Genomic DNA, 25,161 nt, shown 5'->3' on the forward strand with positions numbered 1-25,161 from the left:
CGGGGACTGACAGGGCGGCCGGAGAGTCGCCCCCTCAGTACTCTGGGCTCATGGACTACGCCAGGATGCGCGCCATCGCCGCAGAGCTCGGGGCCTACTCGGAGCAGCTCGAGGGGTCGTGGAGCGTCGAGATCGGACCGTCCGGTCCGATACTGGCGATGATGTGCCCGTCGAAGCGCCACGAGGGGACCGTCCGCCGCATCTGCAAGCAGTTGGACGCGCAACTGCCCCGCACCCACCCCGGTCACATCTGCGCGAACGGACCCGAGATCGAGCACCCGGCCATCGGGCGCATGCGCCGACCCGATGCCGTCGTGATCCCCGAGGCCACCCTCGACGAAGAGGGCCTGGCCGTCGACGCGACGCAGGTGCTGGCTGCTGTCGAGATCGTCTCGCCGTCCAACCCGGGCAACGACTACGACGACAAGTTGGCCGACTATCCGGCCATGGGCATCCCGCACTACATGATCGTCGACCCGCGCACCGGCACGATCGAGGTGCACTCCGAGCCGTGCAAGGGCCGCTACAGCAGCAAGGAGCCGTATATCTTCGGCGACTCGGTGCCGTTCGGGCCGTGGACGGTGGAGACGTCGGAGTTCCGCAGGTACGGCAGGGACGGTTGACGGCGCGGCTGTGACTCGAGGTCTTCGAGGAAGGGGGCGAAGGCCTCCGGCGGGAAGGCGAGGGTGGCTCGGGCGGGGGCCTTGGGCCACAAGGACGAGGAACTCCGCTCGGCCGCCCGGAGGTTGCTCACACTCTCCTGAGAAGCGGGAGCATCTCGGTCCGCGGTGTCCACGTTCCGCTCATCGGAGTGGACACGTTGCATTCGCCCGCCGGATGCTCACCCTTTTCGACCGGAAGGCGGCCGCCGCCGCTCAGCCCGTGATGGAGAAGAAGATCGTGTCCTGGGTGTACCAGTCGAGGTTCTTCGTCGAGTACTCCCATTCCGTGTGCTCGAACTCGAGCTTCTCGGCCAGCTCCCGGAGGTCGTACCGGAAGTCCTCGTCCACCCGGTCCAGCACCGCGCGGTAGGCGTCGGCGGCCGGCTTGGCCCTGGCCAGCGGGAACATGCCTATGTGCGGCCCGTCCACGGGAAACGGGATGGGGAAGGGGATCTCCTCGGGCGGCCCGGAGAACAGACGGTCGTGCAGCAGCAGATCGGCGCTCACACCCAGGCGGCGCAGTTCTTCGTCGAGCAGGCCGAAGAAGGTGGAGGGCTTGGAGTAGACACCGAGGTCGGCGGGGTCGGAGGCGTTGCGGTCGATGATGTGCTGGAGCGCGCGGTAGTAGGCGCCTGCCGCGTACTCGGCTTCGGAGCTCGCGTGACCGGCCACGAGGTGTTCCAGCGCGTCGGGGACGGTCAGGCCCAGGTCGATGCCCTGACGCTCCAGTTCCCGCTGGCTCTCCCGCGCCTTCTCGCGCATGATGTCGAGACGCCGCACCTGATCGGTCGTCAGGTTGTCCGCGGCTCCCAGGAAGGCCAGGACGTCGGCCTTGTCGGCGGTGCTGTACGAGATGATCCGGCTCATGGTCGTCATACTGTCAGCGACCACTGACACCGGGGGCGGGCCGCGCGCCGACCACCGGCGGGAGGCGGCCCGGAGGGGGCTCTCGGCCGTGGACGGTCCGTGCGCCGGTGTCCCCCGTCGCGCCCCCGTGTGCCGCCGGACGCACCGGTACGCCGCCGCCCCGCGGCTCGTTCATCCGACGACGGCCGAAGAACGAGACGCGGGTACGACGGGGGTCGGCGGATGTGGGCGGCGTTGCGGGACGCGCGGGTACAGCGGCGCGTGGGGCTGGGGGTGATCGCCGCGGCGTTGATCGCGTTGACCGTCGTCCTGGCGGGCAGGGACGCGGGGCCCGACCGGACGTCGATGTGGATCTCGGCGATCTCGGCGTTGATCTCGGCCTGCGCCTTCGCGGCCGACCTGCTGCGCGAGCCGGGGGACACCGCGCCCGGACCCGACCGGCGGCAGCGCGCCACGGACGAGCTCGCCGAGGCGGTACGGGAGCAGTGGAATCCGGAGGCCGGGCGCCGCCGCCTCCAGGACCCCGCGCCGCTGAACGTCCGCTGGACCCGTGTCGGCCCGCCGCTCGCCGACCACCGCCACAACGTCCGCCGCCTCCGGCCGCTGCCCGCACCCCGCGACGGCGACCAGCGGCTCGACCGGATCGTCGAGACGTTCCGGGAACTGCCCTCCGGCCGACTGGTCGTGCTGGGCGAGCCGGGCGCGGGCAAGAGCGTCCTCGCCGTGCGCTTCGTCCTCGACGCACTCGCCGAACGCCGTCCCGGCGGTCCGGTTCCGGTGCTCTTCGCCCTGGCGGGCTGGGACCCCGACGCCATCGGCCTGCGCGCATGGCTGGCGGAGCGGCTGGCCACGGAGTACCGTCCGCTGGCCGCCGTCCGGGGGGAGCGCACGCTGGCCCGGGAGCTGCTGGACGCCGGTCTCGTCCTGGCCGTGCTCGACGGCTTCGACGAAATCCCCGCGCAGGCGCACGCGGAGGCGTTGCGGCGCCTGAACAGTGAGCTCGACGAGAGCCTGCCCGTCCTGCTCACCTGCCGTACCGCCGTCTGGTCCACCGCCGTGCACGACACCGGCGACGTACTGACAGCCGCCGAGGTCGTGGAGCTGCAACCGCTGGACCGCGCCACGGCACACGACTACCTGGAGAACACGGCCCGTCCCGACGGCCGGGTCCACCCGGACGGCCGCCGGAGCGCCACGGTCTGGACGGACGTCCTCGCGCACGCCACCCCTCCGCTCCACTCGGTACTGAGGTCACCGCTCATGGTGGCGCTCGCCCGCACGGTGTACGGGGACACCTCGCGCGACCCGTCCGAACTCAACGACGTCATCCGCTTCCCCGACGCGGGGACCATCGAGAAGCACCTGCTGGACGCCTTCGTCCCGGCGGCCTTCGCGGACCGGACGAGCCGCTGGCACCCGGAGGCCGCGCACCGCTGGCTGCGCACGCTGGCCCGCGAACTGCCGTGCCACGGCCCCGGTGCCTGGCGGCTGGCCTGGTGGGAGCTGCCCGCCGCGATGCCTCCGGTGCCGCGCGTGCTCGGCCCGGCGCTGCTGGCCGTACTCGCCACCGCCACGCTGCTGGTCCCGCTCGCCCGCCACGGCGGCGGCGTGGTCGCCAACTGGGACACCGCGCTGTCGGGCGTGGTCAACTTCGCGGGCATCCTGCTGGGCCTGTGCTTCGGCCTCACCCGGCTCCTGCCCGCCACCGCATCGGCACCTCAGGGGCCACGGCAGTTGGCGCGCATGGCGCTGACGATGACCGCCGCCGCCTCGGTCGTCGCGGTGGCCATGGGGCTGCTCGTACCGCCGCTGGCCAGCTCGCGGCTCGGCGCCGTGCTCACCCCGAGGCCCGCCTGGTTCCTCAACGGATGCTGTTTCGGCCTGGTCCTGTCGATGATGTTCGCCGTCGGCGGTCTCGCCCGGCGCCCGCTCCCGCTGGGTCTGCCGTGGGCGGGCAGCCCGGACGGGCCACGGACGGTGCGGGCCCTGGGCGGCGTGCTCGTCTTCGCCGGCCTCGCCGTCCACGGCTACTTCGGGGCGGAGGTCGCGGCCGTCACCTGTGCCGTGGCCGGCCTGCTGTTCTTCCTGGCGGGAGCGTTGCGCGGCGAACGGGCCGCCGGACCGTACACCAGCCCCGCCACCGTCCTGCGCGCCTTCCGCGACGGACTGTTGCGCGGCTTCGCCGCCTGCACCCTCATCGCTGTCTGCGCCGGGGCCGTGGTCGGTGTCATCGCCGGTGCCTTCGCCGCGTACGAGGTCCGCTCGGCGGACCCGGTGCCGGGTGGCACCGTGATCCAGGGCTGGCGGCTGGAGGAGACCGACGGCAACCGCTCCGTCCGCTCGACGAGACCGCGGACGATCGTGCTGGTGAGCCGTACCGCTCTCGCCGATCCGTTCGTCGTGTACGAGGACGCGCGCATCTCATACGACCGCGTCATCGGCACGTCCGAGAGGCGCGTGCGTCTCCAGCAGCGGGACGGGCAATGGGTGACCTTCTGGGACGGAAAGCCCGTCGACGCCCACAATCTGGTCGTGGCCCTGCCGCACGACGCCGAGGTGTGGCTCGTGCACCGGTCCGCCGGGACCGTCGTGCTGGAGGCCGTGATCCCCTTCGCCGGCTTCGGCCTGCTCGTCGGCCTCATCGGAGGCTGCGCCTCCGGCGTCTACCGTGCCCTGAACACCCCCTCCGACACGATCCGTGCCGCCGGCCCGCGCAGCACCCTGTACGCGGACCGTGCCGCCACGCTCACGCGCAGTGCCGTCGCCGCGTTCCTCGCGGGCGGCGTCTGTCTGCTGCTGATCTCGGTGACGGGACGTGGCAGCACGCTGGGCACCATGCACACCGAGGTGTGGGTCCAGGTGGGTACCAACGCCCTCGCGTTGAGTGCGTGGGGGCGGCTGGGCGCGGCCCGGATCTGGCTGGCGGTGACCGGGCGGGCACCGTGGCGGCTCATGGGCTTTCTCGCGGAGGCTCATCGGCGGGGGGTGCTGCGGCAGTCGGGGGCGCACTATGAATTCAGCCATGTGCTTCTGCAGCAGCGGTTGGCGGGTACGACGCCGTCCGCCGCTGCGGACGGCGCCCCGACGGCATCCTCTTCGGTGAGCTGAGGCCCGTCGCGGATTCAGGGCGTCGGAGGTGTGTTCGTCGGGCCGCACCTCCGACGCCCTCAGCGGCACCCGGCCCCCGGCCCGCCCTCCTCCCGGTCACGATTGGATATCGGCCACCCCCACCCCCCTTGCCCCCATCCCGTGTAATCGATTCCAATCCCTCGTGTAATCGATTCCACGAGGAGGTGGAACGGCGATGGCGAGCATCAAGGACGTCGCCGCCGAGGCGGGGCTGTCCGTCGCCACGGTGTCGCGGGTGCTGAACGACCATCCGTCGGTCAGCGAGGACGCCCGCAGGCGTGTGACGGCCGCCGTCGAGCGGCTGGGCTACCGTCCGAACGCCGTCGCCCGGTCGCTGCGCACCGACCAGACCCGCACCCTCGGGCTGGTCATCAGCGACGTGATGAACCCGTACTTCACCGAGCTGGCCCGCTCCGTCGAGGAGGAGGCCCGCGCACTCGGCTACAGCGTGATCATCGGCAACGCCGACGAGCGGCCCGAGCTGCAGGACCACCACGTCACCACCCTGCTGGACCGGCGCATCGACGGGCTGCTCGTCTCCCCCACCGACGGCGGTTCGCCGCGCATGCTGGACGCCGCCCGCACGGGGACGCCCATGGTGTTCGTCGACCGGTGGATCCCCGGCGTGGACGTGCCCGTCGTCAGGTCGGACGGGCGGGCTGCGGTCCGGGACCTCGTGGCGCACCTGCACCGGCTCGGGCACCGGAGGCTCGCGATCATCGCGGGTCCGGCGGCGACCACCACCGGCCGGGAACGCGTGGACGCCTTCCGCGCGGCGCTGCGCGAGCACGGGCTGGAGCTCCCCGACGCCTACATAGGCCAGGGCGACTTCCAGGCCGACAGCGGACGCCGGGTCACCGAGGGCTTCCTCGACCTGGCCGAGCCGCCCGAGGTCGTGTTCGCCGCCGACAACCTGATGGCGCTCGGCGCGCTGGACGCCGTACGCGCGCGGGGGCTGCGGGTGCCCGACGACATCGCGCTGGCCGCGTTCGACGACATCCGCTGGTTCGTGCACACCGACCCGCCGGTCACCGCGATCGCCCAGCCCACGGGCGCGCTGGGGCGGGCCGCCGTGCGCGCGCTGGTCGACCGCATCGAGGGCGGGCCCGGCGAGTCCGTGACCCTTCCCGCCCGGCTCGTCGTACGCCGCTCGTGCGGTGAGCCGGCACCCCCACGGGCCGCACCCCCACAGTCCCCGTCCCCACGGGCCGCACCCCCACAGTCCCCGTCCCCACGGTCCACACCCCCACAGTCCCCGTCCCCCGTACGAAGGAGTACGCCGTGAGCAACCCGGACGAGTTGCTGCGCATCGAGGGCATCCGCAAGACCTTCCCGGGCGTGGTCGCCCTCGACAGCGTCGACTTCGACCTGCGCCGGGGCGAGGTGCACGTGCTCCTCGGTGAGAACGGCGCGGGCAAGAGCACGCTGATCAAGATGCTCTCCGGCGCCTACACGCCCGACACCGGCCGGATCACGGTCGGCGGCGAGGAGGTGCGCATCCACGGTGCGCAGGACTCCGAGCGGCTCGGGATCGCCACCATCTACCAGGAGTTCAACCTGGTTCCCGATCTGACGGTCGCCGAGAACATCTTCCTCGGACGGCAACCGCGCCGGTTCGGGATGATCGACCGGAAGAAGATGGACGCGGACGCCGAGGTGCTGCTCGAGCGGGTCGGCGTCGACGTCTCGCCCCGTGCCCGCGTGCGTGAACTCGGTATCGCGCGCCTCCAGATGGTCGAGATCGCCAAGGCGCTCAGCCTCGACGCGCGCGTGCTCATCATGGACGAGCCGACCGCCGTGCTGACCTCCGAGGAGGTCGAGAAGCTGTTCGCGATCGTGCGGCGGCTGCGCGAGGACGGCGTCGGGATCGTGTTCATCACCCACCACCTGGAGGAGATCGCCGCCCTCGGCGACCGGGTCACCGTCATCCGGGACGGCAGGAGCGTCGGACAGGTGCCCGCCACCACGCCCGAGGACGAGCTCGTCCGGCTCATGGTCGGGCGGTCGATCGAGCAGCAGTACCCGCGCGAGCGCGCCGAGGCCGGTGACGCGCTGCTCGAGGTGGAGGGGCTCACCCGGGACGGCGTCTTCCACGACGTGAGCTTCGAGGTGCGGGCCGGTGAGGTGGTCGGCATCGCGGGGCTCGTCGGGGCCGGGCGGACGGAGGTGGTCCGGGCGGTGTTCGGGGCCGATCCGTACGACGCCGGGGCCGTGCACGTCGACGGCGTGCGGCTCCGCCGCCACGACGTGAACGCCGCCATGGCGGCCGGCATCGGGCTGGTGCCCGAGGACCGCAAGGGGCAGGGGCTGGTGCTCGACGCCTCCGTCGAGGAGAACCTCGGCCTGGTCACCCTCCGGTCCGTCTCCCGCGCGGGGCTCGTCGACCTCAAGGGGCAGCACGAGTCGGCTGAGCGGATCGCCGGGCAGCTCGGCGTGCGGATGGCCGGGCTCGGCCAGCACGTGCGCACGCTCTCCGGCGGCAACCAGCAGAAGGTCGTCATCGGCAAGTGGCTGCTGGCGAACACCAAGGTGCTCATCCTCGACGAGCCGACGCGCGGCATCGACGTCGGCGCCAAGGTCGAGATCTACCAGCTCATCAACGAACTGACGGCCGCGGGTGCCGCCGTGCTCATGATCTCCAGCGATCTGCCCGAGGTGCTCGGCATGAGCGACCGGGTGGTCGTCATGGCACAGGGGCGCGTCGCGGGAGAACTCCCCGCCGACGAGGCCACGCAGGACGCCGTGATGGCCCTCGCCGTCAGCACTCACACCAACGGAACGGAGGCCTCCCGTGGCCACTGACACGCTCAAGGGCAAGCCGGGCGCGCAGGGCGGCGCCACGGCCGGCCTGCGCCGCCTGCTGCTCGACAACGGCGCGCTGACCGCGCTGATCGTCCTCGTGATCGCCATGTCGGCGCTGTCCGGGGACTTCCTGACCGCCGACAACCTCCTCAACGTCGGCGTCCAGGCCGCCGTCACCGCGATCCTCGCCTTCGGCGTCACCTTCGTCATCGTCTCGGCGGGCATCGACCTGTCGGTCGGCTCGGTCGCCGCGCTGTCGGCCACCGTGCTGGCGTGGAGCGCGACCGAGGCCGGGATACCGGTCGTCCTCGCCGTCCTCCTCGCCGTCGCGACGGGCATCGCGTGCGGTCTGGTGAACGGTTTCCTCATCTCGTACGGGAAGCTGCCGCCGTTCATCGCGACGCTGGCCATGCTGTCGGTGGGGCGCGGTCTGTCGCTCGTCATCTCGCAGGGCTCGCCGATCGCCTTCCCGGACTCGGTCTCCCACCTGGGTGACACGCTGGGCGGCTGGCTGCCGGTGCCGGTGCTCGTGATGATCGTGATGGGGCTGCTGACCGCCTTCGTGCTCGGCCGGACGTACATCGGCCGCTCCATGTACGCCATCGGCGGCAACGAGGAGGCCGCGCGCCTCTCCGGCCTGCGGGTGAAGCGGCAGAAGCTCGCCATCTACGCGTTCTCGGGTCTGTTCGCCGCCGCCGCGGGCATCGTGCTCGCCTCCCGGCTGTCCTCCGCGCAGCCGCAGGCCGCGCAGGGCTACGAGCTGGACGCGATCGCCGCCGTCGTCATCGGCGGCGCCTCCCTCGCGGGCGGCACCGGCAAGGCGTCCGGCACGCTGATCGGCGCGCTGATCCTCGCGGTGCTGCGCAACGGGCTCAACCTGCTGTCCGTGTCCGCGTTCTGGCAGCAGGTCGTCATCGGTGTGGTCATCGCACTGGCCGTCCTCTTCGACACGCTGCGGCGCAAGGCGGGCGCGACCGTCCCGGCGGCCGGGGCGTCCGGGAACGGCAGCCGGGGCAGGCAGGCACTGACGTACGTCATCGCGGCCGTCGTCGCCGTCGCGGTGGTCGGCGCTACCTCGCTGCTGCACAACGGGTCCCAGGCCGGGAAGACGCAGAGGATCGGCCTGTCGCTGTCGACGCTCAACAACCCGTTCTTCGTGCAGATCCGCGCCGGGGCCGAGGAGGAGGCGAAGAAGCTGGGCGTCGACCTGACGGTCACGGACGCGCAGAACGACGCCTCCCAGCAGGCCAACCAGCTGCAGAACTTCACCAGCGGCTCGCTCTCCGCGGTCGTCGTCAACCCGGTGGACTCCGACGCGGCCGGTCCCGCGGTGCGCGGCGCCGACAAGGCCGGCATCCCGGTCGTCGCCGTGGACCGCGGGGTCAACGAGGCGGACACGGCCGCGCTGGTCGCCTCCGACAACGTCGAGGGTGGTGCGCTGGGCGCGAAGGCGCTCGCCGAGAAGCTCGGCGGCAAGGGCACCATCGTCATCCTGCAGGGGCAGGCCGGCACCTCCGCCAGCCGCGAGCGCGGCGCGGGCTTCGCCGAGGGCCTGAAGGACTACCCGGGCATCAAGGTCGTCGCCGAGCAGCCCGCGGACTTCGACCGCACCAAGGGCCTGGACGTGATGACGAACCTGCTCCAGGCGCACCCCGACATCGACGGTGTCTTCGCGGAGAACGACGAGATGGCGCTCGGCGCGATCAAGGCGCTCGGGTCCAAGGCCGGGAAGTCGGTCCAGGTCGTCGGCTTCGACGGCACGCCGGACGGGCTGAAGGCGGTCGAGGCCGGCACGTTGTACGCGTCCGTCGCGCAGCAGCCGTCGGAGCTCGGCAGGATCGCGGTACGGAACGCGTTGCGGGCCGCCGAGGAGAAGAAGGTGGAGAACATGGTGAAGGTGCCGGTGAAGGTCGTCACCCAGGAGAACGTGGCCGGCTTCGAGGGCTGACGTCGAGAGCGGGGAGCAACACATGTACGACTACGACCTCCTGGTCGTCGGATCGGCCAACGCTGACCTGGTGATCGGGGTCGAGCGCCGGCCCGGCGCCGGGGAGACGGTGCTCGGCTCCGACCTCGCCGTCCACCCGGGCGGCAAGGGCGCGAACCAGGCGGTCGCGGCCGCCCGGCTCGGCGCCCGTACGGCCCTGCTGGCGCGCGTCGGCGACGACGGGCACGGACGGCTGCTGCTGGACTCGCAGCGGGCGGCCGGGGTGGACACGGTGGGCGTGCTGGTGGGCGGGGCGCCCACCGGGATCGCGCTGATCACGGTGGACCCGTCGGGGGACAACAGCATCGTCGTCTCCCCGGGCGCCAACGGCCGGCTGACGCCGGCGGACGTGCGGGCGGCCGGGAGCCTGTTCCACGCCTCCCGGGTGGTCTCCGCGCAGCTGGAGATCCCGCTGGAGACGGTGGTGGAGGTGGTGCGGAGTCTGGCGCCGGGCAGCCGGTTCGTGCTGAACCCGTCCCCGCCGCGGCCGCTTCCGGCGGAGGTGCTGGCGGCCTGCGACCCGCTGATCGTCAACGAGCACGAGGCGAAGGTGATCCTGGGCGACGCCGCCGGGGTGGGCGACGGGCCTGAGCACTGGGCGCGGCTGCTGCTGGCGAAGGGCCCGCGTTCGGTGGTGGTGACGCTGGGCGGCGAGGGCGCGCTGGTGGCCTCCGCGGAGGGCGTCCACCGCGTCGCGTCCGTCGCGGTGCGCGCCGTGGACACCACCGGGGCGGGTGACGCGTTCACCGCCGCGCTGGCCTGGCGGCTGGGCGCGGGCGAGCCGCTCGCCGGGGCGGCGGCGTACGCGGCCCGGGTGGGGGCGGCGACGGTCACCAAGGAGGGCGCGCAGGTGTCCTTCCCGACGGCGGAGGAGGTCGCGGCGCTGTGCTGTGCCGGTCCGGGGGACACCTCCCGGGCCCCCGGCCGGAGGTCGGACGGCGTGTCCGGGACGGGTTCGGAAGGCGAGGCCCGGTGAAGAAGCACGGAATCCTGAACCGGCACCTCGCCGGCGCCCTGGCCGAGCTCGGGCACGGCGATGGGGTGCTGGTGTGCGACGCCGGGATGCCGATCCCCGACGGGCCGCGCGTGGTGGACCTGGCGTTCCGCGCGGGGGTGCCGTCGTTCGCGGAGGTGCTGGAGGGGCTGCTGGAGGAGCTGGTCGTCGAGGGCGCCACGGCCGCGTCCGAGGTGCGGGAGGCCAATCCGGCGGCGGCCGGACTGCTGGCGGACCGCTTCCCCGGCCTCGGTCTGGTCCCGCACGAGCGGCTCAAGGAACTGAGCGCGGGCGCGCGGCTCGTCGTGCGCACCGGTGAGGCACGGCCGTACGCGAACGTGCTGCTGCGCTGCGGGGTGTTCTTCTAGCAACGCCCGGTGCGGGACGCGTACACGCTTCGCGCACGCACTTCGAGGGGGCCCGGTCCGTCGACCGGGCCCCCTCGTCCCTCCCCGTCAGAACCCCTCAAAGTCCCCCCCGGGTCCCCTCCCAGAAGTCCTGACGCCGAGTACGACCCACAAGGTGCGGGGAGGGTTGCGCGGGTCGCGGAAGATTTTTCCCGGCTGTCCCCGGAGGGCCTCGAACCGTACCCCATGGGTCGTTCCATAAGATCATCTGCCGGATGGATGTCGGCGGTCGCCCGATGCCATTGAGCGGGACGGGGAGATTCGCCATGGGGTTGCCCGACGTACCGACGGGTCACGGCACGAGGCCGGACCTGCGCATGATGCCCTGCGGCACTCTCCCCCGCGCATGAACAGGAGCGCTGTGCCCGAGCAGGAACCCGCCGTCGACGCCGACTCCTGGAATGCGGCCCTGCTCGATCTGTTCGGTGGCGGCTGGACCTTCGCTCAGGTGGGCCCCAGGTGCCACGACGACTGGCGCCGTGATGTGACCACGGTCATGGCCCTCAAGGCCTCCGACCCACGACGCTGGGCTTCGCTCAACTACGCGCCCGGCGTCGGCGAGAACCGCAGCGGCACGAACTCACCGTTCCTTCCGTGGAGTCCCGAGGAGACCGGGAAATCACTGCACGAAATCGGAATGGAATCTGCTGGTCGGCTCCTGGTCGCACTGCAAGGCGAGCTCTACCAGGCCTTCAACATCCCCGACTTCGAACAGCGGAAGGAGACGCTGCTCATGAGTTCCCGGACGATCTTGTCACGGTTCGACGTCGGCAGCCGCTTCTTCACGAACGCGGCCGACGCCCGCAGGAACCCCGACGCCGACCTCCTGAACCCCGACACGGAGTGGGACTGCCTTTCCGTCTGCATCACCGACTGTGGGCTCGTCGCCGTATCCGATACGGAAATCGGCGTCTTCTGGGCGTTCTGGGAAGACTGAAGGGATCCGGCTCGCGCACCCGCTCTGACCACGAGATCGCCCAGTGGGCCGCCCAACAGATCGGAAATGCCAACGAGCACGTCATCCATCGCCGGCTGACCCGGTCCACGCGGTCACGCCTGGCCATCGGGGCGTCCTGGTCCACTCGTAGCGAGCCGGTGGGACGCGTTCCACCGCAGGTCATGATGCTCGCGGGGCGCGACCCCGTCGACGTACGCGCAGCCCGGATCACCCTCTGACGGGACCCCCGCGCGCCCGCACGGTTTCACCGTCCACGCGACCTTCCCCGTCTATTTGCAGAGGGCCCGCCATACCTCTGAGCCCTATCGATCATGACCGTCGCTACGGCGAACTGGAGCAGGTGCTCCGGTCTTACACCGGGTATCCCGCCGACGACACCATGGGCCAGGCCGGCCAGGCGTTGACGGCCACCTTCGTCTGCCTCAGCCGACCGACAGCCGTACACCCATCCAAATTCACTCGACACCCGTGCCGTCCACCGCGCCTATTTGCGCACCGGCCGTACCACCAAGCGATCCCCGCTTCGACACACCGTCCGTCGTCGCCTGTTTCGTTGACCGCCTATGTCTGGTCAAGGTTCGTTTCGCCACCACTCCGACGCCCGGCACGCTGTACAACGCCGTTCCTGTTCGGCGCACCGGTCCTTGGAAACCTGTACTCACGACGCGAACCTGCGGGCCGCCCGCAAGGTGTCACCAGGGACCGTCCCGCACTGGGCCCATGCGATACCGACACCTGCGTGCATGCGCACGGCCTGGTCGCCCACGAAGATCGGCAGGTGGATCCGGGACTGCATCCGCACTGCGGCGGTGTGCGCGTCAGTGGGGCTGAAGTCGCGTGCGAGAAGGACGAATTCGTCACCGCCGTACCGGGCAATCGTGTCGCCGTCGCGTATGGCCTGACTGAGCCGCCGGGCGACCTCGACGAGGACGCCGTCCCCCGCGTCGTGCCCGAAACGGGTGTTGATCGCCTTGAAGTCGCGGAGGGCGAAGAACACCACCGCCAGGCCATGGGTGTTGTCGTCGCCCACGGGGGCCCATACGTGGGTGTGGGAGGGCGCGGCCTGGTCGGTGTGGCGGAGGTAAAGATCGTCGTCCCCCTCCGCGGCGGCGTCGGACCCGTGTTCCTGGAGCGCGCAGAGCCGAGCGTCGATACGGGCGTGCAGCTCGGTGGAGTTCAGCAGGCCGGTAAGAGCGTCGTGCGAGGCACGGTGGGCGAGAGCGAGCTCACGGTGCTTGCTCTCCTCGATGTCCTCGATGTGAGTAAGCAGGAAGCGGGGGCCGTCGTCGGCCTCCGCGACCACACTGTTGCGCAGTGATACCCACAGGTACGTCCCGTCGCGGCGGCCCAGGCGCAACTCGGCCCGGCCGCCCTCGGCGGAGGTGCGCAGCAGGGTGCCTATGTCCTCGGGGTGGACGAGGTCGGAGAACGAGTAGCGGCGCATCGCGGAGGCCGGGCGCCCCAGCATGCGGCACAGCGCATCGTTGGTGCGCAGGATGCGGCCGTGGTCGTCGCCGCCCATCTCGGTGATGGCCATACCGTTGGGCGCGTACTCGAAGGCCTGCCGGAAGCTCTCCTCGCTGGCCCGCAGCGCCTGCTGGTCGCGCTCCAGGCGGACCAGGGCGCGCTGCATGTTGGCACGCAGCCGCGCGTTGCTGATCGCGATGGCGGCCTGAAAGGCGTACTCCTCCAGATCCCGGCGCTCGTCCGGCCTGGGACGGCGCCGGGTGAGGGGCCGGTCCACGGAGATCACACCGAGCAGTTCACCGTAGGAGGCACCGGAAGCGCTCCGGGTATACATCGGGGCGAAAAGGCGGTCTGAGGGGTGCCACTCGTCCTCGAATCGGGGCGCGGGCCCGTCGGTGTACCACTGCGGGACGTCGTCGCCGTCGAGGATCCAGCCCTCGGTGTGCGGGATGAAGACCAGGTCGCCCCAGCGCTCGCCCATGCTGAGGCGGCGGTCCCAGGACTCGCGGGAGCCGGCCCGGCCGGTGATCTGCGCCTCGGCGGCGGAGCTGCCCGCGAAAGAGGCGACCACGAGATCGCCGTCCGGGCGGACGAGGTTGACGCACGCCAGCTCGTAGCCGAGACCGGTCACGACTCCGTCGGCGACGACCTGCAGGGTGTCCGCGAGGCTCCGGGCGAGATGGAGCCCCTGGACCGCGGTCTGCAGGTTGTAGCTCCTGTCGATGGCGAGCGCGCTGCGGGTGGCGAACTCGGAGGCGACCGACAGATCGGCGTCCTGGAAGACCTGCTCGGTCGGGTGACGCAGGAGGACCGCCGTACCGATGATCCGTCTGCGACCGTACAGAGGCACAAGGACGGTGTGGCCTCCGCCGGATGTCTCGTGCCCCTCACCGAGCAGTTCCCGCAACGCGGCGCCACCGACCGGCGAATCGGTGGCGACCGGCAGTGCCCCGTTCAGTACTTCGAAGAGCGCGCTACCGGGACGTACCTCGCACAGCGCGGCCCCCCTTCCGGCGTGGAGCGGGTGCACCTGCTGCCGCCGCAGCACCAGCGGGCCCACGTGTTCTTCGTCGCCCACCGGGATCGGGTCCCGCAGATAGACCATGGCCACGTCGGCGACGGTGGGCACGACGGCCCGGCACAGCCGCATCACAATGTCCTCCGGGTCCCTTCCCCGGGTGATCCGGCGGGCCGCCTCGGAGATGTCGCCCTGGGGGTCGGTGGCCGTAGGCCGTGAGGACTCGAGCGCGGGGAGGGATGCCTCCTGGCCGGCGGGTGGGTTGTTCGGGGTTGTTCCGGACAACCCGAAGGGTTGACTCCCCAGGTTTTGTCCAACCTGCCCGGGCACGGAGACGCCGACTTCCGCCGGAGAAGCCGAGGGAACCGAGGCCGAGGGAACCGAGGAGGACCAGTACCCCACCTCGTCGGCGGCCTGCTGAACGGCCTCGTGCTCCTCGTCGAGTACGGCGCGCGCCTTCTCCAGCGCACGGTCCACGTCGTCAAGCGCATCGTCGTCGGGGCCGAGCGCGTGCACATCGGGCCGGGACAGCAGTGGCGCCGACTCCTGCGTCTGGGAGCTCCCGTCCTCCCCCATGCGGAGCCGCAACTCGGCAAGCTCGAACTCCAGTTCGTGAATACGGCGTGCCGCGTGGTCGGCGACCTGCTGGGCGATGCCCCGCTCCCGCTCGGCACGAACCAACTGCTCGCGCAGTTCCGTCTCCTGCCGTTGTGCCCGCGAGAGGAGTTCCACCACTCCTTGGCCTTCTGGGAGTTCGATCGTCAATGATTCCAGCGCGTCGAGTCGACGCTTCAGTTCGGCGACCTTCGCCTGGGCCTGTCCGAGCATGACGAACAACAACGTGGCCATTGACAAGGCCTGTTGCCGCCCATGCTCACCGGCCTCGTAGGCTTGCCGGGCTCGTTGCATTTCCTCGAGGACCTCGATGGTGCGGTCCTTGGCCTCCAGCAACTCCCGGGCAGGCACCAGCTCCTGCGCCTCCGGAATCACCGTGGGGTTCGCACCTGCCCGGTCCCACAGCTTCTTCGCCTCCCCGATACGTCTGCGAGAGAGGTCGGCCTGTTCGTGGGGAAAACACACGTCGGCCACAGCCTCGACGAGATCCCACTCCAGCGACTTACCGGACAGCCGGTCACGCAACCGGCGTAACTCGGGCACGGCCCCGGCAACGAAGTGCTCGGGGGTGAGCCGCGCGTGCAGCTCCCTTACAGAAATCCCTGATTCGTCGAGCCAGGAGCGCACCACCGCGACCAGCTGGTTGATCTCGACGCACGAGCCCCGGGCCGGTCCCCACGGCCGCCCCGCCCGCTTCCTCTCGCCGGCCACTCACTCTCCCCATGGTTTGTTTGCCGGACAACCCCCTGTTGTCACCGGAGAAACATCCAACCGTTCCACCTGCGGTTCCGCCCGGGGATCGTCGTAATTCATCATCGACACCACATGACCCAGGCGGTGCCTTCATGAAACACACCTTCCCGGCGTTCCTGCTCCTCGCGCTGGCGGTGGCCGTCCTCTTCTCCGTCGTCGCTGCGGCGATCGCCTTCGCCCTCGCCCGCTGGGAGGGAGCCTCGGTGCCGACGGCCCTGTCCCGCTGCGGCATCGCGTTCGCCGCGAGCCTCACCCTGTGCCTGGCCGTCTTCGCGGCGTTGGACCGGACGTAGCGGAGGTGGAAGAGAGGACAGGCGGACGACAAGACTCCTGCAACACCCTTTGAGGCAAACGGTGCGGGGTCCGTACGCACTTCGAGGGGGCCCGGTCCGTCGACCGGGCCCCCTCGTCACTCCCCCGTCAGAACCCCTCGAATCCCCCCGGGCCCCTCCCAGAAGTCCTGCCCCCGTGCGACCACGGGGTGGGGGGCGGTTGCACGGTCTCTCCGGAATTTTTCCGGTCCCGGTTCCCTACGATGTCCTCCTGGGCAGGATGCGGTCGTCCGGTACGCGTTGGGGAGCGTGTGGCGATGCTGGTGCAGGAGTTCCGGACCGGGGCGGTGCCGCCCGCCGAGCGGTGGGATCTGTGGCAGGACGTCGCCACGCGGACGCACGTGCCCACCCTGATGCGCAGTGGGCGCAGCGACGACTTCGAGGCCACGATGCGGGTGCTGCCTCTGGGGGACTTACAGATCGCCGAGCTGAGCCTGCCGCACCTGGACACCGTGCGCACACCGCGGGTCATCCGGCGTTTCGACCCCGAGTTCCTGCAGATCAACTGCCATCTCTCCGGCGACGGCATGCTGGTGCAGGACGGCACCGAGGGGGTGTTCGGGGCGGGGCAGCTCGTCGTGGCCGACACCAGCCTTCCGTACGACGTCCGCATCAACAGGACGTCGCAGCGGTCCACGACGGTGGTCGTCAGCATGCCCCGGGCCCGGCTCCCGCTGCCGCCGCGCGCGATGCGCCGCCTGCTGGCGGTGCCGCTCACGGTGGACCACGGCATGGGCGCCGCGCTGTACCGCTGGCTGGCCGACGTCGCCCGGCGGGCCGACGAGTTCACCGAGGCGGACGCGCCGACGCTGGCCTCGGTGACCACCGACCTCCTCGCCTCCGTGCTCGGCCGCTGCGCGGACTCCGAGGACGCGCTGCCGCCGGAGTCCCGCCGGCGCGCCCTGCGCACCCGGATCCGGGACTTCATCGACCAGAACCTGGGCGATCCGTCGCTGTCCCCGGCGACCGTCGCGGCGGCCCACGGCATCTCGGTACGGCACCTGCACCAGCTGTTCGCGGCGGAGGGCGAGGCCCCGGCGGCCTGGATCCGCCACCGCCGTCTGGAGCGGTGCCGCCGTGACCTGGCCGACCCCCGGCTGCGGGGCCGCTCCGTCCACGCGATCGCCGCGCGGTGGGGCTTCACCGACGCGGCCACCTTCAGCCGCGTCTTCCGCCGCGCGTACGGCATGACTCCGACGGACCACCGCCACCACCACGCGAGCCCGTAGGGCCGGTGTCCCGTCCTGCCGGAATCGACAAGATCCCTGCACGGACGGTCAAGGATCCAAGCGTCCCGCGGACGCATTCTGGTGCCTGTGCGCAGTGGGGGCTGTGCACGCACGGGGGAGCCGGGGGGAAGCAGCGTGCGGTGCCGGCGAACGTCGGCGTCCGGTCCGGCACCGCACGGCTTGCGCCCCGCGCGGGACGACAGGGCACGGGAAGACCTCTCCCCAGAGTTTCTCCCGTCCCCCGCGCCTCAGCGCGCGGCGGACCTCATCCCGCGTGCTCCGCGAACCGTGCCGCCGTCTCGGCGAGGACCTCGCGGCCGTCGCGGGACCAGAGCGCGTCGTTGAACAGTTCGACCTCGATGGGGCCGGTGTAGCCGGCCGCCTCCACGTAGCCCTTCCACTCGCGCATGTCGACCGCGCCGTCGCCGATCTGGCCGCGGCCGTTGAGGACGCCCTCGGGCAGCGGGGTGGTCCAGTCGGCGAGCTGGAAGGTGTGGATGCGGCCCTGGGCGCCCGCGCGGGCGATCTGCGCGGGGGCCTGGTCGTCCCACCAGATGTGGTACGTGTCGACGGTGACGCCGACCTGGTGGGCGGGGAAGCGCTCCGCGATGTCCAGGGCCTGGGTGAGGGTGGAGACCACGCACCGGTCGGAGGCAAACATGGGGTGCAGCGGCTCGATGGCCAGTCTCACCCCGTGCTCCTCGGCGTAGGGGCCGAGTTCGGCGAGCGCGTCCGCGATGCGCTCGCGGGCGCCGCGCAGGTCCTTGGACCCGGCCGGCAGGCCGCCCGAGACCAGGACCAGGGTGTCGGTGCCGAGCGTGGCCGCCTCGTCGACGGCACGGCGGTTGTCGGCCAGGGCCGCCGCCCGCTCGCCGGGGTCGGTCGCGGTGAGGAAGCCGCCCCGGCACAGCGTCGTCACCGCCAGGCCCGCGTCGCGGACCAGTTTCGCGGCCGCCTCCACGCCGTACGCCTGGACGGGTTCGCGCCACAGGCCCACGCCCGGTACGCCCAGCTCCCGGCAGGCGTCGACGAGGTCCGGCAGCGACAGCTGCCGGACCGTCATCTGGTTGATGCTGAAGCGGGTGAGGTCGGCGGTCACGGGGTCACTCCGTACAGGTTCAGCAGGGTCCTCATCCGTTCCTCGGCGAGCTTGGGGTCGGGGAACAGGCCGAGACCGTCGGCGAGTTCGTAGGCGCGGGCGAAGTGCGGCAGGGAGCGGGCCGACTGCAGGCCGCCGACCATCGTGAAGTGGCTCTGGTGGCCCGCCAGCCAGGCCAGGAAGACCACGCCCGTCTTGTAGAAGCGGGTGGGCGTCTGGAAGAGGTGGCGGGAGAGCGCGACGGTGGGGTCGAGGAGGGCGCGGAAGCCCTCCGTGTTCCCGGTGTCGAGGACGCGGACCGCTTCCGCCGCGAGCGGGCCGAGCGGGTCGAAGATGCCGAGCAGGGCGTGGCTGAAGCCCTGCTCGTCGCCGGCGATCAGCTCGGGGTAGTTGAAGTCGTCGCCGGTGTAGCAGCGCACGCCCTGCGGGAGGCGGCGGCGCAGGTCGACCTCGCGCTGTGCGTCGAGGAGGGAGACCTTGATGCCGTCGACCTTGTCGGGGTGGGCGGCGATGACCTCCAGGAAGGTGTCGGTGGCCGCGTCGAGGTCGGAGGAGCCCCAGTAGCCCTCCAGGGCCGGGTCGAACATCGGGCCCAGCCAGTGCAGGACGACGGGCTCGGCTGCCTGGCGGAGCAGGTGGCCGTAGACCTCCAGGTAGTCGTCCGGGCCCTGCGCCGTCGCGGCCAGCGCGCGGGACGCCATCAGGATGGCCTGCGCGCCGGACTCCTCGACGACCGCGAGCTGTTCCTCGTAGGCCGTCCGGACCTCGGCGAGGGTGGCGGCGGCGGTGAGCTGGTCGGTGCCGACGCCGCAGGCGATGCGGCCGCCGACGGCCTTCGCCTCGGCGGCGGAGCGGCGGATCAGCTCGGCCGCGCCCGCCCAGTCCAGGCCCATGCCGCGCTGGGCGGTGTCCATGGCCTCGGCGACGCCCAGGCCGTGCGACCACAGGTGGCGGCGGAAGGCGAGGGTGGCGTCCCAGTCGACGGCGGCGGACGAGTCGGGTGACACGTCCGCGTACGGGTCGGCGACGACGTGCGCGGCCGAGAAGACCGTACGGGAGGTGAAAGCGCTTCCAGGAGTGACGGCGAGGGGCTCCGTGCGGGGCTCGTAGGCGCGCAGGGTGCCGTTCGCGTCGGGCAGGTGGAGGGTCACAGCGCGATCTCCGGCACGTCGAGGCGGCGGCCCTCGGCCGAGGACTTCAGGCCCAGCTCGGCGAGCTGGACGCCGCGGGCGCCGGCCAGCAGGTCCCAGTGGTAGGGGGCGCCGGCGTAGACGTGCTTGAGGAAGAGCTCCCACTGGGCCTTGAAGCCGTTGTCGAACTCGCCGTTGTCCGGGACCTCCTGCCACTGGTCGCGGAAGACCTCGGTGGCGGGGATGTCCGGGTTCCAGACCGGCTTGGGGGTGGCGGAGCGGTGCTGGACGCGGCAGTTGCGCAGTCCGGCGACGGCGGAGCCCTCGGTGCCGTCGACCTGGAACTCGACCAGTTCGTCGCGGTTGACGCGGACCGCCCAGGAGGAGTTGATCTGGGCGATGGCGCCGCCCTCGAGCTCGAAGACGCCGTAGGCGGCGTCGTCGGCGGTGGCGTCGTAGGGCTTGCCGTTCTCGTCCCAGCGCTGCGGGATGTGGGTGGCGGTGAGCGCCTGGACGGACCTCACGCGGCCGAACAGCTCGTGCAGCACGTACTCCCAGTGCGGGAACATGTCGACGACGATGCCGCCGCCGTCCTCGGAGCGGTAGTTCCAGGACGGGCGCTGGGCCTCCTGCCAGTCGCCCTCGAAGACCCAGTAGCCGAACTCGCCGCGCACGGAGAGGATCCGGCCGAAGAAGCCGCCGTCGATGAGGCGCTTCAGCTTGAGCAGGCCGGGCAGGAAGAGCTTGTCCTGGACGACGCCGTGCTTGACGCCGGCCGCGTTCGCCAGGCGGGCGAGTTCCAGGGCGCCGTCGAGGCCGGTGGCGGTGGGCTTCTCGGTGTAGACGTGCTTGCCCGCGGCGATCGCCTTCTTGATCGCCTCCTCGCGGGCCGAGGTCACCTGGGCGTCGAAGTAGATGTCGACGCTCTCGTCGGCGAGGACCGCGTCCACGTCCGTCGAGACGTGCTCGAGTCCGTGCCGCTCGGCCAGCGCCTTCAGCGCGTGCTCGCGGCGGCCGACCAGGATCGGCTCCGGCCACAGCACGGTGCCGTCACCGAGGTCGAGGCCGCCCTGCTCGCGCAGGGCCAGGATGGAGCGGACGAGGTGCTGGCGGTAGCCCATGCGCCCGGTCACACCGTTCATGGCGATACGCACCGTCTTGCGTGTCACGTCATTCCCTTCGTACGCGGTTCGCGCGCCGCGTACGCCCCACTGGTGAGCGTGACAGCAAGCGCTTTCTATGTACGTAGAAGCTAGCCTCTGAACAGTGGTGTGGACAAGACCACGGCGAACCGGAGTTGTTCGAGGGGGCGAACAGCCGGGCGGATGGCCGTAGGGTCTGCTCGGAACCACGGGGGCGGGTGTGGGTGTGGGTGTGGGTGTGGGTGTGTACGACGGCGTACGGCGAACGCGCGAGGCGGAGGACGAGACATGACGGTGACCCTGGCGGACGTGGCGGCTCGCGCACAGGTCTCCCCCGCGACGGTGTCGCGCGTGCTCAACGGGAACTATCCCGTGGCCGCGACCACCCGGGAACGGGTGCTGAAGGCCGTGGACGAGCTGGACTACGTCCTCAACGGCCCCGCGAGCGCCCTGGCCGCCGCCACCTCCGACCTGGTGGGCATCCTGGTGAACGACATCGCCGACCCGTTCTTCGGGATCATGGCGAGCGCGATCCAGGCGGAGATCGGCGGTCCGGGCGGGCGCGCGGGCGGGGAGAGACTCGCGGTCGTGTGCAACACGGGCGGCTCACCCGAACGCGAGCTGACCTATCTCACGCTGCTCCAGCGGCAGCGGGCGGCGGCGGTGGTGCTGACCGGCGGCGCGATCGAGGACGCGCCGCACAAGGCGGCCATGGACGCGAAGCTGCGGAAACTGGCGGACGCCGGTACCCGGGTGGTGCTGTGCGGCCGGCCGCCGGCGCCGGAGACCGGGGCGATCGCGCTGACCTTCGACAACCGGGGCGGCGGGCGGGAACTCACCGAGCACCTCATCGGGCTGGGGCACCGGCGGCTGGGGTACATCGCGGGTCCCCAGGAACGCACCACCACCCGTCACCGGCTCGAGGGGCACCGGGACGCGCTGGCCGCGCACGGCCTCGATGAGGACCCGCGCTGGACGGTCCACGGCCGGTACGACCGGCGGTCGGGGTACGAGGCGACGCTGGAACTCCTGCGCCGTGACCCGTCGTTGACCGCCGTCGTCGCCGCGAACGACTCCGTCGCGCTGGGGGCGTGCGCGGCGCTGCGGGACTCGGGGCTGCGGATCCCGGACGACGTGTCGGTGGCCGGGTTCGACGACCTGCCGTTCAGCATCGACGCGGTGCCGGCGCTGACGACGGTGCGGTTGCCGCTGGCGGAGGCGGGGGCCCGCGCGGGGCGGATCGCGATGGGGCGGGAGGAGCCGCCGCCGGGAGGCATCGCGGGGGTCCGGGGGGAGTTGATGGTGCGGGGGTCCACCGCGGTGCCGCGGGGGTGATCGGACCGGGGCCCGGGGTCCGCACCGCCGGTGCGGGTGGCCGGTGGTTTCCGCGTGGTTCCCCGCGCCCCTGAGGGAGTGCCGGTGGCGGAGTCCGGAGGGTGCCGACGGCGCGGAGCGGCCGTGCGAACCGGTTCCCGTCAACGCCGCCGAGGCGGACGCGCAGGTCCGTGTCCGCCGGCCGCGGGCCGCGACACCGGAGTGACGAGAGGGAGTGACACCCGGGGTCGCGGGTAGGGTCCGTTTCCATGAAGCTGGCGTTCTCCACCCTCGGCGTCCCCGGTCTGCCCCTCACGGAGGTGCGGGCCCTCGCGACCGCGCACGGCTACCACGGCGTCGAACTGCGCGCCCATCCCGAGGAACCCGTCCACCCGGGTCTCACTCCCGCACAACGCGCCGACGTGGCCGCCGGGTTCGAGGCGGCCGGCGTCGAGATCCTGGGCCTCGCCGGGTACGCCCGGGTCGCCGCGCCCGGTGAGGACGAACCCGTCCTCACCGAGATCCGCGCCCTCCTCGACCTGGCCCGGGACCTCGGCGCCCCCTTCGTCCGGGTCTTCCCCGGCGGCGGCACCGGACAGCGCCCCGAGGAGGCGGACGCGACGGCCGCCCGCCGGCTGGGCACGGCCGCCGAGTACGCCGCCGACCTGGGCGTGCGCATCCTGCTGGAGACCCACGACTCGCATCGCACCGGCGCCGACGCGATCAGGGTCCTCGGCCTCGTCGGCCACCGTCAGGTGGGCGCGCTGTGGGACGTGATGCACACCTGGCTCGGCGGCGAACAGCCCACCGAGAGCTACGCGGCCCTCTCCCCGCACCTCGGCTACGTCCAGGTCAAGGACATCGCCTCCGCCGACGACACGACGCCGTTGCCGCTAGGCGCGGGTGTCCTCCCGCTGGCGGACTGCGTGGAGGTCCTCTCCCGTCACGGCTGGGACGGCTGGCTCTGCTGGGAGTACGAGAAGCGCTGGTACGCCGACGCCGCCCCGCTGCCCGGCCTGCTCACTCCGGGCCGGGAGCACCTGATCCGGCTGCTGAACGAGTCGGCCTGACCGCACGGAAATCCACTGGCCGGGGCGGCCGGCGTCCGGTTAGTGTCCCCGCCGTGCCTCAGTACGCCCGCCGTTCTTCCGCCATGCCCTCATGAGCCTGTCGCGCACGTTCATCGACGTGCGTCCCCTGCGCACCTCGCCGGTCTTCCGGCGCCTGCTGATCGGGCGGACGGTGTCCACGCTCGGCGGCTTCATGACCATGGTCACCGTCATGTACCAGGTCTGGGAGATGACGCACAGCGCGGCCTGGAGCGGCGCGGTGGGTCTCGTCCAGGCGGTGCCGCTGGTCTGCTTCGGTCTGTTCGCCGGGGCCTGGGTCGACCGGGGCGACCGGCGCCGGATCTTCCTGGCGGCGACGGTGGGCCAGGCGCTGTGTTCACTGCTGCTGGCGGTCCAGGGGTTCACCGGGAACGTGCCGGTGGCCGGTGTGCTCGTCCTGGTCGCCGCCCAGTCCGCCTGCGCGGCGGTCGGCGGTCCGGCGGCCGGTGTGTTCGTCCCCCGGCTGCTGCCCAAGGACCAAGTGGCCTCCGGACTGGCGCTCTACCAGGTCACCGGTCAGGCGATGATGCTCCTCGGCCCCGCGCTCGGGGGCCTGCTGCTCGGCTGGTTCGGCATCGGCGTCTGCTATCTGCTCGACGCGCTGAGCTTCCTCCTGTCCTTCTACGGCGCGTTCGGTCTGCCCGCGCTGCCGCCCGAGGGCGAGCCGTCCCGCGCCGGACTGCACGGGGTGCTGGACGGGCTGCGCTTCCTGGCCGGCCACCGGGTGGTGCGCGGCGCGCTCGTCACCGACCTCGCCGCCACCGTCCTGTCGATGCCGGCCAGCCTGTTCCCGCTGATCAACGACGAACGGTTCGGCGGTGATCCGCACACGCTGGGCCTGTTCCTGTCGGCGATCGCGATCGGCGGCGTGCTGGCGTCCGCGCTGTCCGGGGCGGTGACCCACCTGGGCCGTCCCGGCCTCGTGATGCTGTTCGGGGCCGGCGTGTGGGGGGCCGCGCTGGCCTCGTTCGGTGTCATGAGCAGCCCCTGGGTCGGTCTGGGGCTGCTGGTCGTGGCCGGTGGGGCCGACGCCCTGTCGGTGCTCTCCCGCACCACGATCGTGCAGACCCGTACGCCCGACGCCCTGCTGGGCCGGGTCACGGCCGCCGAGCAGATCGTCGGACAGGCCGGCCCGCACCTCGGCAACATGCGCGCGGGGCTGGTGGCCGGCGCGACGTCCGGGGCGGCGGCGCTGGTGACGGGCGGGCTGCTGTGCGTGGTCGCGGTGCTGTACGTCGGCGTGAGTACGCCGGAGTTGCGTGAGGGGTCCCCTGCGCCCTGACCCCTCCGGGAGCGCGCGAGAGCTCGGGGCGGAGGCCTTGTGCGGCGGGTGCGGGTGCGTCGTGGTTGTCCGCGCCCACGCGGCGGAGCCGCACATGTCACAGCCCCGCGCCTCTAAGGGGCTTCGCTTCCCGGCGTCCGGGCCGCCACCCTCTGTTCCAGTCGGCGGCGGACCTCCGGCCACTCCTCCGCCGTGATCGAGTAGATCGCCGAGTCGCGCAGGCGGCCCTCCTCGCCCGGTGCCCAGGAGCGGGACCAGTTGCGCAGGACGCCCTCGAAGCGGGCGCCGGTGCGTTCGATCGCGGTGCGGGAGCGGGTGTTGCGGGCGTCGGTCTTCAGGTCGACGCGGGCCACGCCCCACTCCTCGAAGGCGTGCCCGAACAGCAGGAGTTTGGACTCGGCGTTGACGCCCGTGCCCTGGGCGGAGCGGGCCAGCCAGGTGAAGCCGACCTCGATCGCGTCGAGCCGGTCCTCGCCCAGCCAGGAGCGGGGTTCCCAGTACGCCGTGGCGCCCACCGCGCGTCCCGTGGCGAGGGAGATCTGCGCGTAGGGGGCGAGCCGGCCGGTCGCCGCGCGGGCGAGCTGCGCGTCGATGTACGCGCCGACCTCGTCGGCCCCGGGCACCCACGTGTACGCGTACGTGTCCCGGTCCTCCTCCGCCGCCAGGGCCAGGTCGGCGGCGTGCCGGTGCTCCAGCGGTTCCAGGCGCACCGACGTGCCCTTGAGGACCGGTCCTTCCAGGACGAAACCCATGTGTGCTCCCCTCATCGGCCGACCGGGGAGTCTTCCGCACGCGCCTCCGTCCGTCGAACGGGTTTCACCGCCGGCACCGCCACGGCCGCCGCCGCGGGGTCACCGGGGCCGGC

The 25,161-nt window shown here is 72.0% G+C and carries 18 protein-coding genes and 2 pseudogenes; 14 read left to right on the forward strand and 6 right to left on the reverse strand.

From position 1 onward, the window contains the following. The first annotated feature begins 50 nt into the window (after positions 1-50). On the forward strand, positions 51-623 hold the full coding sequence (locus tag AB0A94_RS07375; RefSeq protein WP_361740179.1) for a Uma2 family endonuclease: 573 nt from the start codon (positions 51-53) through the stop codon (positions 621-623). Between the two features lie 252 nt (positions 624-875). On the opposite strand, the gene AB0A94_RS07380 is transcribed toward AB0A94_RS07375, so the two are convergent. Then, entirely contained in the window at positions 876-1,529 is a 654-nt protein-coding gene (locus AB0A94_RS07380) for a hypothetical protein (RefSeq protein ID WP_361740182.1), read from the reverse strand. Positions 1,530-1,790: 261 nt separating this feature from the next. Here AB0A94_RS07380 and AB0A94_RS07385 point away from each other — a divergent pair, with 261 nt between their 5' ends. The 8 genes and pseudogenes from AB0A94_RS07385 to AB0A94_RS07420 all read left to right on the forward strand — a co-directional run bounded on the left by AB0A94_RS07385 (position 1,791) and on the right by AB0A94_RS07420 (position 12,121). Beyond that, positions 1,791-4,637, forward strand: coding sequence for an NACHT domain-containing protein (locus AB0A94_RS07385; protein ID WP_361740185.1), 2,847 nt, complete (start codon positions 1,791-1,793; stop codon positions 4,635-4,637). A gap of 196 nt (positions 4,638-4,833) precedes the next feature. Continuing rightward, positions 4,834-5,943 (forward strand): LacI family DNA-binding transcriptional regulator, encoded by a 1,110-nt coding sequence (locus tag AB0A94_RS07390; RefSeq protein ID WP_361740188.1) that lies wholly within the window; start codon positions 4,834-4,836, stop codon positions 5,941-5,943. Further along, entirely contained in the window at positions 5,940-7,460 is a 1,521-nt protein-coding gene (locus AB0A94_RS07395) for a sugar ABC transporter ATP-binding protein (protein WP_361740191.1), read from the forward strand. The genes AB0A94_RS07390 and AB0A94_RS07395 overlap by 4 nt, the downstream gene beginning before the upstream one ends. Then, positions 7,450-9,408 (forward strand): substrate-binding domain-containing protein, encoded by a 1,959-nt coding sequence (locus AB0A94_RS07400; protein ID WP_361740194.1) that lies wholly within the window; start codon positions 7,450-7,452, stop codon positions 9,406-9,408. Before AB0A94_RS07395 ends, AB0A94_RS07400 begins: the two co-directional genes overlap by 11 nt. Before the next feature lie 22 nt (positions 9,409-9,430). Next, the gene (locus AB0A94_RS07405) at positions 9,431-10,423 is read left to right on the forward strand and encodes a ribokinase (RefSeq protein ID WP_361740197.1); all 993 of its coding nucleotides are present in this window, start codon (positions 9,431-9,433) and stop codon (positions 10,421-10,423) included. After that, positions 10,420-10,809: a D-ribose pyranase gene (gene rbsD, locus AB0A94_RS07410; protein ID WP_361740200.1), complete on the forward strand. Its 390-nt coding sequence runs from the start codon at positions 10,420-10,422 to the stop codon at positions 10,807-10,809. Before AB0A94_RS07405 ends, rbsD begins: the two co-directional genes overlap by 4 nt. Before the next feature lie 400 nt (positions 10,810-11,209). Then, entirely contained in the window at positions 11,210-11,785 is a 576-nt protein-coding gene (locus tag AB0A94_RS07415) for a hypothetical protein (protein ID WP_361740203.1), read from the forward strand. Continuing rightward, positions 11,782-12,121 (forward strand): annotated as a pseudogene (locus AB0A94_RS07420) (hypothetical protein). Before AB0A94_RS07415 ends, AB0A94_RS07420 begins: the two are co-directional and overlap by 4 nt. A 343-nt stretch (positions 12,122-12,464) precedes the next feature. On the opposite strand, the pseudogene AB0A94_RS07425 reads toward AB0A94_RS07420, so the two are convergent. Beyond that, positions 12,465-13,958: pseudogene (locus AB0A94_RS07425) on the reverse strand (diguanylate cyclase); the annotation flags it as partial. A 1,793-nt stretch (positions 13,959-15,751) separates the two neighbouring features. On the opposite strand from AB0A94_RS07425, the gene AB0A94_RS07430 reads away from it, so the two are divergent. After that, positions 15,752-15,952 (forward strand): hypothetical protein, encoded by a 201-nt coding sequence (locus AB0A94_RS07430; RefSeq protein WP_361740205.1) that lies wholly within the window; start codon positions 15,752-15,754, stop codon positions 15,950-15,952. 296 nt (positions 15,953-16,248) lie between these two features. Then, entirely contained in the window at positions 16,249-17,220 is a 972-nt protein-coding gene (locus tag AB0A94_RS07435) for a helix-turn-helix domain-containing protein (RefSeq protein ID WP_361740208.1), read from the forward strand. Positions 17,221-17,485: 265 nt separating this feature from the next. On the opposite strand, the gene AB0A94_RS07440 is transcribed toward AB0A94_RS07435, so the two are convergent. The 3 genes from AB0A94_RS07440 to AB0A94_RS07450 are packed head-to-tail and all read right to left on the reverse strand — an operon-like array spanning position 17,486 to position 20,618. Next, entirely contained in the window at positions 17,486-18,283 is a 798-nt protein-coding gene (locus AB0A94_RS07440) for a sugar phosphate isomerase/epimerase family protein (protein WP_361740612.1), read from the reverse strand. A gap of 32 nt (positions 18,284-18,315) precedes the next feature. Continuing rightward, positions 18,316-19,470 (reverse strand): dihydrodipicolinate synthase family protein, encoded by a 1,155-nt coding sequence (locus AB0A94_RS07445; protein ID WP_361740211.1) that lies wholly within the window; start codon positions 19,468-19,470, stop codon positions 18,316-18,318. Then, complete coding sequence (locus tag AB0A94_RS07450; RefSeq protein ID WP_361740213.1) at positions 19,467-20,618, reverse strand: Gfo/Idh/MocA family oxidoreductase; 1,152 nt, start codon at positions 20,616-20,618, stop codon at positions 19,467-19,469. Before AB0A94_RS07450 ends, AB0A94_RS07445 begins: the two co-directional genes overlap by 4 nt. Positions 20,619-20,879: 261 nt before the next feature. Between AB0A94_RS07450 and AB0A94_RS07455 the strand changes: the two genes are divergently transcribed. The 3 genes from AB0A94_RS07455 to AB0A94_RS07465 all read left to right on the forward strand — a co-directional run bounded on the left by AB0A94_RS07455 (position 20,880) and on the right by AB0A94_RS07465 (position 24,296). Continuing rightward, the gene (locus tag AB0A94_RS07455; protein ID WP_361740216.1) at positions 20,880-21,926 is read left to right on the forward strand and encodes a LacI family DNA-binding transcriptional regulator; all 1,047 of its coding nucleotides are present in this window, start codon (positions 20,880-20,882) and stop codon (positions 21,924-21,926) included. Positions 21,927-22,174: 248 nt separating this feature from the next. Next, a complete protein-coding gene (locus AB0A94_RS07460; RefSeq protein ID WP_361740219.1) occupies positions 22,175-22,975 on the forward strand; it encodes a sugar phosphate isomerase/epimerase family protein in 801 nt (266 codons plus the stop codon). Positions 22,976-23,066: 91 nt separating this feature from the next. Next, positions 23,067-24,296, forward strand: a complete 1,230-nt coding sequence (locus AB0A94_RS07465; protein ID WP_361740221.1) for an MFS transporter — start codon at positions 23,067-23,069, stop codon at positions 24,294-24,296. Positions 24,297-24,409: 113 nt separating this feature from the next. Here the strand turns inward: AB0A94_RS07465 and AB0A94_RS07470 are convergent, their stop codons facing one another. Continuing rightward, complete coding sequence (locus AB0A94_RS07470) at positions 24,410-25,048, reverse strand: GNAT family protein (RefSeq protein WP_361740224.1); 639 nt, start codon at positions 25,046-25,048, stop codon at positions 24,410-24,412. Positions 25,049-25,161 lie beyond the last annotated feature (113 nt).

The sequence above is a fragment of the Streptomyces sp. NPDC044984 genome (assembly GCF_040646935.1).
GTDB lineage: Bacteria > Actinomycetota > Actinomycetes > Streptomycetales > Streptomycetaceae > Streptomyces.

What these genes read in the sequence shown, in the direction of transcription:
- AB0A94_RS07390 (WP_361740188.1), top strand. Translation starts at nt 4,834, where the DNA reads ATGGCGAGCATCAAGGACGTCGCCGCCGAGGCGGGGCTGTCCGTCGCC.
- AB0A94_RS07435 (WP_361740208.1), top strand. Translation starts at nt 16,249, where the DNA reads ATGCTGGTGCAGGAGTTCCGGACCGGGGCGGTGCCGCCCGCCGAGCGG.
- AB0A94_RS07455 (WP_361740216.1), top strand. Translation starts at nt 20,880, where the DNA reads ATGACGGTGACCCTGGCGGACGTGGCGGCTCGCGCACAGGTCTCCCCC.
- AB0A94_RS07430 (WP_361740205.1), top strand. Translation starts at nt 15,752, where the DNA reads ATGAAACACACCTTCCCGGCGTTCCTGCTCCTCGCGCTGGCGGTGGCC.
- AB0A94_RS07440 (WP_361740612.1), bottom strand. Translation starts at nt 18,283, where the DNA reads ATGACGGTCCGGCAGCTGTCGCTGCCGGACCTCGTCGACGCCTGCCGG.
- AB0A94_RS07470 (WP_361740224.1), bottom strand. Translation starts at nt 25,048, where the DNA reads ATGGGTTTCGTCCTGGAAGGACCGGTCCTCAAGGGCACGTCGGTGCGC.
- AB0A94_RS07375 (WP_361740179.1), top strand. Translation starts at nt 51, where the DNA reads ATGGACTACGCCAGGATGCGCGCCATCGCCGCAGAGCTCGGGGCCTAC.
- AB0A94_RS07465 (WP_361740221.1), top strand. Translation starts at nt 23,067, where the DNA reads ATGAGCCTGTCGCGCACGTTCATCGACGTGCGTCCCCTGCGCACCTCG.
- AB0A94_RS07460 (WP_361740219.1), top strand. Translation starts at nt 22,175, where the DNA reads ATGAAGCTGGCGTTCTCCACCCTCGGCGTCCCCGGTCTGCCCCTCACG.
- AB0A94_RS07405 (WP_361740197.1), top strand. Translation starts at nt 9,431, where the DNA reads ATGTACGACTACGACCTCCTGGTCGTCGGATCGGCCAACGCTGACCTG.
- AB0A94_RS07380 (WP_361740182.1), bottom strand. Translation starts at nt 1,529, where the DNA reads ATGAGCCGGATCATCTCGTACAGCACCGCCGACAAGGCCGACGTCCTG.